Below are 12,116 nucleotides of genomic sequence, written 5' to 3'. Positions count from 1 at the left end.
GCCAGTGGTAGCGCGGTGATATCCGATGGATTGGCCTGTTTCAGGGCGGTGAAGGAGGCCAATTGTGAGCACCTGGGTGTTGTCACCGGGGGCAACCTTGACTTGCTGGATCATCCGGCATTCAACTGGGTAAACACGATGATAGGGAATGTGAAGAACTCGCTGCGGGGCAGTTGCCATACGCTCGGAGCGAAGCATTTACCGAGACATCTTGCTGAATACTGCTTCCGGTTTAATCATCGTTTTGACCTCAAAAGCATGTTGGTTGAATTGGGGCATGCAGTCGTGGCAAGCCCTCCGATGCCATATCGGCTCTTGAAGCTGGCTGAGGGTCATGGGTAATCAGGAAACGTTTTGCTTTAGCCAAAAGCGGGTATAGACCTTGCCATAATCACGCATGGAGGAACTCGCTTTTGTGTTTACGTAAAATGCTCACCATTATTTGCCCTTAATCCTACTGGTTACTGGCTTTCAGCTCGCTTGGGCATTCGGGATAGATGTCCGGTCTTAACTGAGATCGGGTTACCTGTCCTTGCGTAGCTTGTTCGATGGGTAAAACGAATTCAGCGGGAACACGCCCTGATTTATTCAACCAAAACCAGACGTTTTGCTGTTTTGAGTTGATGGCTCGTGCTAATGCTGATTGCCCGCCTACCAAGTCAATGGCACGGCGGAGATGTTTTTGTGTCGTGTTGAACACTTCCATACCGTCTCCTGTTACAATAATAACTGTTACAAGATTGAATGTTACAGTTTAAACTGTAGATAAGTCAACAGTTAAAATTGTTGAAAGGCTACAGTTTTATTTGTAGAATACGGGCTTATGAAAACTTTATCCGAACGACTAAACCATGCCTTGCAGCTTACTGGGGTGACTCAGTCTGAGTTGGCTCGTCGCATTGGTATCAAACAGCAGTCGATCAGCCAGATTTGCTCTGGTAAATCGGCTAGGTCTCGTTACACCATGCAGATCGCGGAGGCGCTTCGCGTGAATGCTCATTGGCTCGCCACAGGTGATGGCGAGATTGGCTTGGGGGTCGGTAATGTAGAAGTCGGGCCTGATATTAAGGGAAGAATTCCTCTCATTAACTGGGTTCAGGCCGGTGATTGGACTGAAATAGCGGAGGGATTTGCCCATGAAGATGCTGAGGAGTGGCGTGAAGTCACTGGGAAAGCACATGAGGGTTGTTTCGCACTTCGCGTAAAAGGCGACAGTATGGAAAATCCAAGCGGAAAAAAATCCATACCTGAGGGGGCAGTGATCGTTGTTGATCCTGAGTTACCTTACTCTTCAGGTTCATTGGTTGTTGCGCGTTTGGATGATTCGAAAGAAGCAACCTTTAAGCAGTTGGTTATTGATGGTGAACAGAAGTATCTAAAACCTTTGAACCCGCAATACCCGGCAATACCGATCAACGGCAACTGCACCATCATCGGTGTAGTACGACAAGCTATCATCGATTTCTGGTAGCGAAGGAATTTGTGGTTTAGCCACAGTTGTTCATGAGCTGAAGAAGCAACGATTGCAAACAGCTACAACTGAGCATTGGCGCACGCTGAGAGTAAATGGTAACCGATTAGATAACCATTGATTGTTTATAAAGTCAAGATCAGCGAAAATGGCGGCCAATTACGATTAACACGACGGATTTGACAAGCGAAGAACTGAAAAGAGAGTACTTCCAAAAGTGTGTACAAATCCGTGTACAAACTAAAAGAATTTATACATGGCAAACCAAGATTTTCTCAATGAAATCAATAAGCGAAGGACCTTTGCTATCATCTCGCACCCGGATGCGGGTAAAACCACCATCACCGAAAAGGTCCTGCTGTTCGGACAGGCCATTCAGCGCGCCGGTACCGTCAAGGGCCGTGGCTCAGGCCAGCACGCCAAATCCGACTGGATGGAGATGGAGAAGCAGCGTGGTATCTCCATCACTACCTCGGTGATGCAGTTCCCCTATGCCGATTGTCTGGTCAACCTGCTCGATACCCCGGGTCACGAGGACTTCTCCGAAGATACCTACCGTACCCTGACGGCGGTCGACTGCTGCCTGATGGTCATCGACGCCGCCAAGGGTGTTGAAGACCGGACCCGCAAGCTGATGGAAGTGACCCGGCTGCGCGACACCCCCATCCTCACCTTCATGAACAAGCTGGACCGCGAAGTGCGCGATCCCATGGAGGTGATGGACGAGGTGGAGCGCGAGCTCAACATCATGTGCGCCCCCATCACCTGGCCCATCGGCTGCGGCAAATCCTTCAAGGGTGTCTATCACCTCTACAAGGACGAGACCTATCTGTATCAGAGTGGTCAGGGCCACACCATCCAGGAGAAGCGGGTGGTCAAGGGGTTGAACAACCCCGAGCTGGACGCGGCCATCGGCGACGATCTGGCGGCCCAGCTGCGCGGTGAACTGGAGCTGGTGCAGGGCGCCTCCCCCGAGTTCGATCACGACGCCTTCATCGCCGGCGAGATGACCCCGGTCTTCTTCGGTACCGCGCTCGGCAACTTCGGTGTCGACCACATGCTGGACGGCCTCACTGACTGGGCGCCGGCCCCCATGCCGCGCAAGGCCGAGAGCCGTGAAGTGGTGGCGACCGAGGAGAAGTTCTCCGGCTTCGTGTTCAAGATCCAGGCGAACATGGATCCGAAGCACCGCGACCGTATCGCCTTTATGCGCATCGTCTCCGGCACCTACTCCAAGGGCATGAAGATGCGCCATGTGCGCATCGGCAAGGACGTGAACATCTCCGACGCCGTGACCTTCATGGCCGGTGATCGCGAACAGGCGGTCGAGGCGTGCGCCGGCGACATCATCGGCCTGCACAACCACGGCACCATCCAGATCGGTGACACCTTCACCCAGGGTGAGGATCTCAAGTTCACCGGCATCCCGAACTTCGCGCCGGAACTGTTCCGCCGCATCCGCCTGCGCGACCCGCTCAAGCAGAAGCAGCTGCTCAAGGGGCTGGTGCAGCTCTCCGAAGAGGGGGCGGTACAGGTGTTCCGTCCGCTCATCAGCAACGATCTCATCGTGGGTGCGGTCGGTGTGCTGCAGTTCGACGTGGTGGTCTCGCGCCTCAAGAGCGAGTACAACGTCGAGGCCATCTACGAGGCGGTCAACGTCGCCACTGCCCGCTGGGTGGAAGGGACCGACGTCAAGAAGTTCGAGGAGTTCAAGCGCAAGAACGAGGTCAACCTGGCGCTGGATGGCGGTGACAACCTCACCTACATCGCGCCGACCATGGTCAACCTGCGCCTGGCCCAGGAGCGTCACGCCGACGTTCACTTCCGCCAGACCCGCGAGCACTGACAAGGGCTTGCCGACAGGCAGACAAGATAAAAAGAGACCCCGCTTCGGCGGGGTCTCTTTTTGCATGGCGAACAGGGCGTGGTTGGGGGGAGCGCCGCCGTCACCGGTCGACAAGGGGAGCAATGCCCCCTATAAAGGAGGCTCACACATGATTCAGGGAGTGATGCATGTCGGTCGAACTGCCCGTCGAGGCACAATTTAACGCTTACAACGCCCATGATCTCGAGGCCTTCCTGGCCTGCTTCTCCGATGCGTTCAAGGGGTACCGGATGCCGACGGAGAGCCCGAGCACAGTGGGCAAGGAGGCGCTCAGCGCCTTCTATGCCGAACATCGTTTCAACAACCCGGCCCTGCGGGCCGAGCTGCTGGCGCGCACCGTCATCGGCAACAAGGTGTTCGATCACGAGTTGATCTATGGCCTTTCCCCCGAGCCCATCGAAAGTATGGCGGTGTTCGAGGTGGAGGCCGGCCTTATCAAGACGGCCTGGTTCTACTTTCCCACCTGACAGGCGCCCAGCGCCCCTGTCTGCCCTGGCCTGATCACAAACGCCGTTCATTGATACCGGCTGACGTCAGGCCTCGCTCCTCATGCCCCTTCGCGCCACCCGCCGCCTGGCTCTGAACGACAGGCAAACAAAAGGGCGGCACCAGGGCCGCCCCTGTTCATCCGGTCTTTATGCCTCACGCCACTGGCAGGGCCTTGTTGGCGGCGAGCGCCAGCACCATGCAGATCTCGCAGGCATCGTGGCCGGTGCTGCCGAGCGGGCCCGGCAGGTGCTCGAAGCCCAGGGATTCGTAGAGTGCGGTGGCCTCGCGCAGCACGGCGGTGGTCTCCAGGTAGCAGCGCCGATAGCCGAGCGCGCGCGCCTCGTCCAGCGCCTGCAGCACCAGCCGTCGCCCCAGTCCCAGCCCGCGCAGGGAGGGCATGAAGTACATCTTCTGCAGCTCGCACACTTGCCCCTCTTCCCCCGCCAGCGGCGCTATGCCGCCGCCGCCCAGAATGGTGCCATCGGGTCCCTCGATCACCCAGTAGCGGCTGCGCTCACCCAGGTAGGTTTCATGAAGAAAGTCGAGATTGGGATCCGCTACGCCGTAGCCCTTGTCGGCGGTGAGGCCGTATTCGGCGGAGACGGCGCGCACCACGGCGGCGATGGCAGGGTTATCGGCCGGGGTGATGGGGCGAATGCGATAGCCCTGCTGGCGACGGGCGCGGGAGAGGGCGCTGCGATAGAGGCGCAGGCCTTCCCACAGCTGCTCGCGCTCGGCGAGGGTGAGCTGGGCCAGGGTCTCCTCCATGGCGCTGTCCATCTCCTGGTGTAGATCCAGCAGCTGGGCCTGGCCGGCGATGGTGAGGCGCGCCTCCTTGCTGCGGCCATCGGACGGATGGGGGTGCCAGCTGATGAGCTCGCGCTCGGCCAGGCGGGCCAGCGGGCGGCTGGCGTTGGACTTGTCGATGCGAAGGCGCTCCGCCAGTTGCTGATTGGTGGCGGGGCCGCTCTCCAGCTCGATCAGCAGATGGGCTTCGAGCGGGCTGAGCGCCAGTTCGCCGCACTGCTGGGAGAGCATGCCGAGTTCGCGAACCAGATCGCGCGACAGGGCGCGCAGGGGGCGGGGATCCATATCAGGGCTTCCTATTTGGTTGTCATCAACAACCAATATAGCCAACTAGTTGTTACTAGCAACTTTTATTGGGTCGGCGAGGGATCACGAAACCGGCGGGCATGACGAGCGGGCACAAAAAGGGCCCGAGAGGGGCCCAAACATTGGAAACCCGCGCGAGGGCGCGGATCCCATCCTTGGTCAGGCAAGCTGCCGGTGAGCGTTAGACCAGCTCGGCCAGCATGGTGTCGGCATAGGGCACCAAGGCATCGCCCTGTTTCACCTTGGCGAGGTAGTCCGGGTTGGCGATGAGCGGGCGACCGATGGCGACCAGGTCGAAGCGGTCGGCCTTGATGGCCTCGGCAGCGGTCTCGGCGCTGTAGTTGCCCACCCCCACCAGATGACCGTCGTAGCGGGCGCGCAGGTAGTCGGAGGCGCGACCGTCCAGGTAGTCGAAGGTGAGGCTGTCATCGAAGATGCCGAGGTGCACATAGGCCAGGTTGCGCTGGTTCAGCTCGGCCAGCAGGTGGTCGAACACGGCGCGATCCCGGGCATCCCCTTCGAGGTGCACATAGGCGCCGGGGGAGAGGCGCAGGCCCACCCGATCCGCGCCGATGCGGGCATTGATGGCATCCACCACCTCCAGCGCGAAGCGGCTCATGTTCTCGGGGCTGCCGCCGTAGTTGTCGGTGCGCAGGTTGCTGGCGTGGTGCAGAAACTGATCGATGAGGTAGCCGTTGGCACCGTGGATCTCCACCCCGTCAAAGCCCGCTTCGATGGCATTGGCGGCGGCCTGGGCGTAATCCTTGACCAGCTGGGCGATTTCGCTCTCGGTCAGGGCGCGCGGCACCTGATAGACCAGCTCGCGCATGCGCGGCACCGTGCCCTCATGGACGACGGCAGAGGGGGCCAGCACTTCGGCGTGGTGGAAGAAAGGGTGGGAGAGACGACCCACGTGCCACAGCTGGGCGAAGATCTTGCCGCCCTTGGCATGCACGGCGCCGGTTACTTTCTTCCAGCCGGCGATCTGCTCGGCGCTGTAGAGCCCCGGAGTATTGGGGTAGCCCTGACCATCCGGCCGGATGATGGTGGCTTCGGAGATGATGAGACCGATGTCGGCGCGACGGGCGTAATAGGCGGCCATCTGCTCGGTCGGTACCAGACCCGGGCCCGCCATGCAGCGGGTGAGGGGCGCCATCATGAAACGGTTGGCGAGGGTGAGGGTGTCGTTGAGGCGATAGGGCTGAAACAGGGTATTCATGCTCGTCTGTCCTGAGGGAGTGGTTCTTGAACGTGCATTCAAGACGTTTTTTGTTTTGTGTGCAAGTCTTTTTTGAACGAGCATTCAACATGGGTTGGTGTTGCGGTCCCGCTGGGGTAAACTTGCCGCCCTCTTATTTCCCCTCACCGGCCCCGGGCCGGTGAATCCGCTTTTCAACGGAGAAACCATGCGCAGCGCCGAGTTCAACCGGGACGACGTCTTGCGAAATGCCATGGAGGCATTTCGGGCCAAGGGTTACGCCAAGACCACCATGCAGGAGCTGGTGGCGGCGACCGGGTTGCATCCGGGCAGCCTCTACGCGGCGTTTGGCAACAAGCGCGGCTTGCTGCTGGCGGCGGTCGACCACTATGTGCAGGAGAAGAGCGCCCTGCGGCGCAGCTTCTTCGCCGCCGCGAGCCCGTTGGCGGGGGTGCAGGCCTACCTCGAGCAGGTGGTGAACGACGCCCTCTGCGGCACCTGTCTGGTGACCCGCACCCTGATGGAGCTGGCGGAGCAGGACGAGGAGCTGCACCTGAAGCTCAAGGCCATCTATGGCGAGCTGGATGCAGATCTGGCCGCGGTACTGAGCCTGGCCCTCGAGCGCGGCGAGCTGGCGGCCGGGCGCGACATTCCGACCCTGACCGCCTTCCTGCTCATCAACATCCAGGGCCTGGTCACCTTCGCCCAGTGCCGCCCCGACCCCGTCCTGCTGGGCGGCGTGGTCACCCAGCTGATGACGGCCCTGCGGGCGTAATGCCTCGTCCATAAACAACCATGGCTCCCGCGGGAGCCATGGTTGTTTATGGGGATGTCACACGCAGCCAGGTTGTTTGCTCCCTTCTCCCCTCGCGGGAGAAGGGTTGGGGATGAGGGGCAGTCTCTGCTCAGCGCAATGAGAGCAAAAGAAGTTCCAGTACGGCCTCCATCCGACTCAACACATCGTTATTCCACACCCTGATCACCCGAAAGCCCTGCTGATTGAGGTAGGCCGTTCTTGCGCCATCATATTGCCGCCCGGCCGGTTCGTTGTGCTGCGATCCATCGACCTCGATGATCAGCCTCTGCTCAAGAGAGATGAAATCGACAATGTAGGGCCCGATGGGCATCTGGCGACGGAATTTCACCCCAGCCAGACGGCGGTCGCGCAATTGCAGCCACAGCTTCTGTTCGGCAAGGGTGGCTTCTCGCCTCATTCGTTTGGCAAATGGATGGGTTCTCATGGTGCCTATCCAGAGCTATTTGACCCTATTAGATATAGCCATTCTCCTGTCTGGTGACTGAGTGGGTGGCGTCCCCTCACCCTGGCCCTCTCCCAGAGGGAGAGGGGACAGATCGAGTGACATTTGTCATCTTGTCGCTCATCTCGGGCTTGAGTGGAGTTTTGTGACAATGAACTGATGAACTGATGAACTGATGAACTGATGAACTGATGAACTGATGAACTGATGAACTGATGAACTGATGAACTGATGAACTGATGAACTGATGAACTGATGAACTGATGAACTGATGAACTGATGAACTGATGAACGGATGAACTGATGAACTGATGAGTCGATAAGTCGATGTGCTGGTGGGATGGATATGCTTCACCCCGGCAGGCAGGCAAATAGGCAGGCTGTCAGCCATGTCGCCAGTGGCACGGAACAAGCTCCCTTCTCCCCTCGCGGGAGAAGGGTTGGGGATGAGGGGGAGGGCACACCCAGCCGGGTTACTCCGGATTCACCAACTCCTTCATTAGCGCCTTCAACCAGATCAACGCCGGCTGCTGCGCATGTACCGGGTGCCAGACGCAGTTGAGGTGATAATCCGGCACGTCTTCGGGCAGCGGCAGGCTTTTCAGCGGCCAGTGGCTGGCGAGCAGCTCGGCCACCATGCTGGGCAGCACCAGCAGGTGATCGCTCTGGCTGACGATGGCGGCGGCAGACATATAGCTCTGGCTGTTGACCGAGATAGTGCGGCTGAACCCCAGCGTCTTCAGATAGCGATCCAGGCTAGCCTCCGAGGTGCCGAGGGGCGAGTGGAACACGTGGGGCATTTCGATCAGCTGCGCCAAGCTGATGCGCTCGACTGGCCGAGCGGGGTCATCCCCACTCTCTGCGAGCGCCGGGGCGGCCATCGGCAGATCGGCGCGCACCAGCCCGGCCAGCGGCTCGGTGAGCCAGGTCTCCTTGCCCAGGTACCCCGGCACCTGCATGTATTCGTCAAAGCCCAGAACCAGGTCTATCTCGCCGCTCGCCAGCTCGGCTTCGGGCAGGGTGTCGCGCAGGATGCGGATCTCGATGGTGACTCCGGGCGCCAGCCGTTTGAGGCGCTGGATAAGCGGTGGGATCAGCACGCACTCCACGTAATCCGTGGTGCAGAGCACGAAGCGGCGCTTCGACTGGCTCGGCTCGAACACCTCCTCGTCGCTGAGCTGCTGCTCCAGCAGTCGCAGCGCCTGCTGTACACCAAGATGCAGCCGCTGGGCGCGCGGGGTTGGCAGCATCCCTTGCGGGGTGCGCACCAAGAGCGGATCGCCAAAGAAGGTGCGCAGGCGATTGAGCGCATGGCTCATGGCGGGCTGGCTGATAAAGAGGGTTTCGGCGGCGCGGGTGACGCTGCCCTGCGCCATCAGGGCGTCAAAGGCGAGCAGCAGGTTGAGGTCGAGCTGGTGCAGTTTCATCAAGATTATTTGCCAGGCTTATGGGACAATCCATCCTATTCATTTGATGGATGTGAGCGCAACTTCTTACACTGCGACCACTGTTATTTTCCAGGATCCCCGCGCCGCGTTTTCACGCCAGCGGGGTCTCAATCCATGCAAGGAGCCTTGCGATGAGCATCAAGACCATGAACACCACGCCGGCCGCCGACGGCTTCACCATGCCTGCCGAGTGGGCACACCAGCAGGCCGTCTGGATGATCTGGCCGTTTCGCCCGGACAACTGGCGTGAGGCCGGTCGCTTCGCGCAAGCCACCTTCGCCAAGGTGGCGGATGCCATTGGGCAAGCCACTCCGGTCTTTATGGGGGTGCCGGCCCAGTTTATGGAGCAGGCTCGCGCCATCATGCCCAGCCACGTCACCCTGGTCGAAATGAACAGCGATGACTGCTGGGCCCGCGACAGCGGCCCGACCATAGTCACCAACGCGGCCGGCGAGTGCCGTGGGGTGGATTGGGGCTTCAACGCCTGGGGCGGCCACAAGGGCGGCCTCTACTACCCCTGGGATCAAGACGAGCAAGTGGCGGCCCAGATGCTGGCACAGCACGGCATGGATCGTTACGACGCGCCGCTCATTCTGGAAGGGGGCTCCATCCACGTCGACGGCGAAGGCACCTGCCTGACCACCGCCGAGTGCCTGCTCAACGAAAACCGCAACCCGCACCTGAGCAAAGAGCAGATCGAAGCTCACCTGCGCGACTATCTGGGCGTGAAGAGCTTTATCTGGTTGGACGAAGGCGTCTACATGGACGAGACCGACGGCCACATCGACAACATGTGCTGCTTCGTGCGCCCGGGTGAAGTTGCCCTGCACTGGACTGACGACCAGAACGATCCCCAGTACGAGCGCTCCGTGGCCGCCCTCAAGGTGCTGGAAGCGGCGGTGGATGCCAAGGGTCGCAAGCTGAAAGTGTGGAAGCTGCCCCAGCCGGGCCCGCTCTACTGCACCCAGGAAGAGTCTGCCGGTGTCGAGAGCGGCAGCGGTGTGCCGCGCGAGGCAGAAGGTCGTCTGGCCGGCTCCTACGTGAACTTCCTCATCACCAACGATCGCATCGTCTACCCGCTGCTGGATGCCGCCACCGACGGCGAAGCCCAGCGCATTCTGGAAGAGATCTTCCCGGATCACACCGTGGTCGGCGTGCCGGCCCGCGAGATCCTGCTGGGCGGTGGCAATATTCACTGCATTACTCAGCAGATCCCCTCAGGGAAATAAGCTGCAGGCTCGACTAACTCGACAAAACCCCACATCGTGGGGTTTTGTCCCTTGATATACGGGGGTCGGGAGCTGTAGCGGCTGCGACCACCCTGAAGCGATTCGCTGCGATATTGCCGCGTTAGCCGATATCGCACACCGTCACCCTTTACAGGAGATCCCCATGATCGAAGTGACCGAGGTTTCCATTGCCGAGCTGCGCGGTGCGCTCGAATCAGGCCGCACCACAGCGGTCGAACTGGTCAAGGCCTATCTGGCCCGGATCGAGGCCTACAACGGCCCCGAGACCGACACCAAGCTCAACGCTTTGGTAGTCCCCAACCCCGATGCACTGAAAGAGGCCGAGGCTTCCGATGCTCGCCGCGCCCGTGGCGAAACTCTGGGGCCGCTCGACGGCATCCCTTACACCGCCAAAGACAGCTATCTGGTCAAGGGGCTGACTGCCGCCTCCGGCAGCCCGGCCTTCAAGGATCTGGTGGCCCAGCGCGATGCCTTTACCGTTGAGCGGCTGCGCGCCGCCGGTGCCATCTGCCTTGGCAAAACCAATATGCCGCCGATGGCCAATGGTGGCATGCAGCGCGGCGTCTATGGCCGTGCCGAGAGCCCCTACAATGCCGACTACCTGACCGCGCCGTTTGCCTCCGGCTCCTCCAACGGTGCCGGTACCGCCACCGCCGCCAGCTTCTCCGCCTTCGGCCTGGCTGAAGAGACTTGGTCGAGCGGCCGTGGCCCCGCTTCCAACAACGGTCTGTGCGCCTACACGCCGTCCCGTGGTGTCATCTCGGTGCGCGGCAACTGGCCGCTGACTCCGACCATGGATGTGGTGGTGCCTTATGCCCGCACCATGGCTGATCTCTTGGAAGTGCTGGATGTGGTAGTGGCTGACGATGCCGATCCCCGTGGTGATCTGTGGCGCATGCAGCCCTGGGTGCAACTGCCCAAGGCCTCCGAAGTGCGTCCGGCTTCCTATCTGGAGCTGGCTGCCAAGGCCGATGCCCTCAAGGGCAAGCGCCTCGGCGTGCCGCGCATGTTTATCAACAAGGATGAACTGGCCGGCACCAGCGAAAACCCCGGTATCGGCGGCCCGACCGGTCAGCGCATCTATACCCGCGAGACCGTGATTGCCCTCTGGGAAGATGCTCGCAAGGCGCTGGAAGCCGCTGGTGCGGAAGTCATCGAAGTGGACTTCCCGCTGGTCTCCAACTGCGAAGGGGACCGACCCGGCGCGCCGACCGTGTTCAATCGCGGCATCGTGAGCCCGGAGTTTCTCAACGACGAGCTGTGGGAGCTCTCCGGCTGGGCGTTCGACGACTTCCTGCGCGCCAACGGCGATCCCAAGTTGAACAAGCTTGAGGATGTCGATGGCCCCCAGATCTTCCCCCATGATCCGGGCACCCTGCCGAACCGCGAGGGCGATCTGGCGGCGGGCATGGACGAGTACGTCAAGATGGCCAAGCGCGGCCTCAAGCGCTTCGACGAGATTGCCTCGGTGCCGGACGGCCTGCGCGGTCTGGAAAAGACCCGCAAGCTGGACTTGGAGGATTGGATGGACGGGCTTAAGCTCGACGCCGTGCTGTTCCCCACCGTCGCCGACGTCGCCCCGGCTGATGCGGATGTGAATCCGGCCTCCGCCGATATCGCCTGGAGCAACGGCATCTGGGTTGCCAATGGCAACCTCGCCATTCGCCATCTCGGTGTGCCGACCGTCACCGTCCCCATGGGCGTGATGGCCGATATCGGTATGCCGGTGGGCCTGACCTTCGCCGGTCGCGCCTATGACGACAACAAGCTGCTGCGCTTAGCCTCGGCCTTCGAGTCCACCGGCAGCAAGCGGATGGTGCCGCCACGCACGCCGCCGTTGGGGTGATTGGTGTTGGGATTAATATCCCGTGCTAATTAGGTGATCAAATAAAAACCACCTGCGAAATGCAGGTGGTTTTATTTTTAGTTATCAGGAACACTAATTTTTAATCGTAAGTAGATGCAGTAATAAAATGAAATTTCTCTTTAAATAGATATTATTT

General features: G+C 60.3%; 12 protein-coding genes. 7 read left to right on the top strand and 5 right to left on the bottom strand.

Annotation, left to right across the window (positions count from 1 at the left end; all coding sequences use genetic code 11):
- Positions 1 to 342 (top strand): transposase (locus tag CAK78_RS03165; protein WP_141214109.1); only part of this gene is annotated, 342 nt, incomplete at its 5' end.
- A gap of 112 nt (positions 343 to 454) precedes the next feature.
- On the opposite strand, the gene CAK78_RS03160 is transcribed toward CAK78_RS03165, so the two are convergent.
- Positions 455 to 706 (bottom strand): helix-turn-helix domain-containing protein, encoded by a 252-nt coding sequence (locus tag CAK78_RS03160; RefSeq protein ID WP_000451746.1) that lies wholly within the window; start codon positions 704 to 706, stop codon positions 455 to 457.
- 117 nt (positions 707 to 823) lie between these two features.
- On the opposite strand from CAK78_RS03160, the gene CAK78_RS03155 reads away from it, so the two are divergent.
- The 3 genes from CAK78_RS03155 (at position 824) to CAK78_RS03145 (ending at position 3,823) form a co-directional block, all read left to right on the top strand.
- Positions 824 to 1,471, top strand: a complete 648-nt coding sequence (locus CAK78_RS03155; protein WP_000854920.1) for a LexA family protein — start codon at positions 824 to 826, stop codon at positions 1,469 to 1,471.
- Between the two features lie 256 nt (positions 1,472 to 1,727).
- Complete coding sequence (prfC, locus tag CAK78_RS03150) at positions 1,728 to 3,317, top strand: peptide chain release factor 3 (protein WP_094696340.1); 1,590 nt, start codon at positions 1,728 to 1,730, stop codon at positions 3,315 to 3,317.
- 167 nt (positions 3,318 to 3,484) lie between these two features.
- The gene (locus CAK78_RS03145; protein ID WP_021463828.1) at positions 3,485 to 3,823 is read left to right on the top strand and encodes a nuclear transport factor 2 family protein; all 339 of its coding nucleotides are present in this window, start codon (positions 3,485 to 3,487) and stop codon (positions 3,821 to 3,823) included.
- A 175-nt stretch (positions 3,824 to 3,998) separates the two neighbouring features.
- Here the strand turns inward: CAK78_RS03145 and CAK78_RS03140 are convergent, their stop codons facing one another.
- Positions 3,999 to 4,937 (bottom strand): bifunctional helix-turn-helix transcriptional regulator/GNAT family N-acetyltransferase, encoded by a 939-nt coding sequence (locus tag CAK78_RS03140; protein ID WP_094696339.1) that lies wholly within the window; start codon positions 4,935 to 4,937, stop codon positions 3,999 to 4,001.
- 202 nt (positions 4,938 to 5,139) lie between these two features.
- Positions 5,140 to 6,177: an alkene reductase gene (locus CAK78_RS03135; protein ID WP_176452645.1), complete on the bottom strand. Its 1,038-nt coding sequence runs from the start codon at positions 6,175 to 6,177 to the stop codon at positions 5,140 to 5,142.
- 187 nt (positions 6,178 to 6,364) lie between these two features.
- Here CAK78_RS03135 and CAK78_RS03130 point away from each other — a divergent pair, with 187 nt between their 5' ends.
- Positions 6,365 to 6,931 (top strand): TetR/AcrR family transcriptional regulator, encoded by a 567-nt coding sequence (locus tag CAK78_RS03130; RefSeq protein WP_005308958.1) that lies wholly within the window; start codon positions 6,365 to 6,367, stop codon positions 6,929 to 6,931.
- 130 nt (positions 6,932 to 7,061) lie between these two features.
- On the opposite strand, the gene CAK78_RS03125 is transcribed toward CAK78_RS03130, so the two are convergent.
- Both CAK78_RS03125 and CAK78_RS03115 read right to left on the bottom strand, forming a co-directional pair.
- Positions 7,062 to 7,397, bottom strand: a complete 336-nt coding sequence (locus CAK78_RS03125) for an endonuclease domain-containing protein (protein WP_005308961.1) — start codon at positions 7,395 to 7,397, stop codon at positions 7,062 to 7,064.
- A gap of 491 nt (positions 7,398 to 7,888) precedes the next feature.
- A complete protein-coding gene (locus CAK78_RS03115) occupies positions 7,889 to 8,842 on the bottom strand; it encodes a LysR family transcriptional regulator (RefSeq protein ID WP_176452646.1) in 954 nt (317 codons plus the stop codon).
- A 152-nt stretch (positions 8,843 to 8,994) separates the two neighbouring features.
- Between CAK78_RS03115 and aguA the strand changes: the two genes are divergently transcribed.
- Together aguA and CAK78_RS03105 are read left to right on the top strand one after the other, a co-directional pair.
- Positions 8,995 to 10,092 carry an agmatine deiminase gene (gene aguA, locus CAK78_RS03110; protein WP_094696335.1) on the top strand — a complete coding sequence of 366 codons (1,098 nt, stop codon included), beginning with the start codon at positions 8,995 to 8,997 and terminating at the stop codon, positions 10,090 to 10,092.
- 163 nt (positions 10,093 to 10,255) lie between these two features.
- Entirely contained in the window at positions 10,256 to 11,959 is a 1,704-nt protein-coding gene (locus CAK78_RS03105; protein WP_094696334.1) for an amidase, read from the top strand.
- Positions 11,960 to 12,116: the final 157 nt, after the last annotated feature.

The sequence above is a fragment of the Aeromonas sp. A35_P genome (genome assembly GCF_002259925.1).
In the GTDB taxonomy this organism is placed as follows: Bacteria; Pseudomonadota; Gammaproteobacteria; order Enterobacterales; family Aeromonadaceae; genus Aeromonas; species Aeromonas dhakensis.
Note: the sequence above shows the minus strand (reverse complement) of the source record. Positions and strands in the feature narration are given on the sequence as shown.

Coding starts and splice junctions, on each gene's coding strand:
- prfC (WP_094696340.1), top strand. CDS start 1,728: ATGGCAAACCAAGATTTTCTCAATGAAATCAATAAGCGAAGGACCTTT.
- CAK78_RS03145 (WP_021463828.1), top strand. CDS start 3,485: ATGTCGGTCGAACTGCCCGTCGAGGCACAATTTAACGCTTACAACGCC.
- CAK78_RS03155 (WP_000854920.1), top strand. CDS start 824: ATGAAAACTTTATCCGAACGACTAAACCATGCCTTGCAGCTTACTGGG.
- aguA (WP_094696335.1), top strand. CDS start 8,995: ATGAGCATCAAGACCATGAACACCACGCCGGCCGCCGACGGCTTCACC.
- CAK78_RS03115 (WP_176452646.1), bottom strand. CDS start 8,842: ATGAAACTGCACCAGCTCGACCTCAACCTGCTGCTCGCCTTTGACGCC.
- CAK78_RS03160 (WP_000451746.1), bottom strand. CDS start 706: ATGGAAGTGTTCAACACGACACAAAAACATCTCCGCCGTGCCATTGAC.
- CAK78_RS03105 (WP_094696334.1), top strand. CDS start 10,256: ATGATCGAAGTGACCGAGGTTTCCATTGCCGAGCTGCGCGGTGCGCTC.
- CAK78_RS03135 (WP_176452645.1), bottom strand. CDS start 6,177: ATGAATACCCTGTTTCAGCCCTATCGCCTCAACGACACCCTCACCCTC.
- CAK78_RS03125 (WP_005308961.1), bottom strand. CDS start 7,397: ATGAGAACCCATCCATTTGCCAAACGAATGAGGCGAGAAGCCACCCTT.
- CAK78_RS03130 (WP_005308958.1), top strand. CDS start 6,365: ATGCGCAGCGCCGAGTTCAACCGGGACGACGTCTTGCGAAATGCCATG.
- CAK78_RS03140 (WP_094696339.1), bottom strand. CDS start 4,937: ATGGATCCCCGCCCCCTGCGCGCCCTGTCGCGCGATCTGGTTCGCGAA.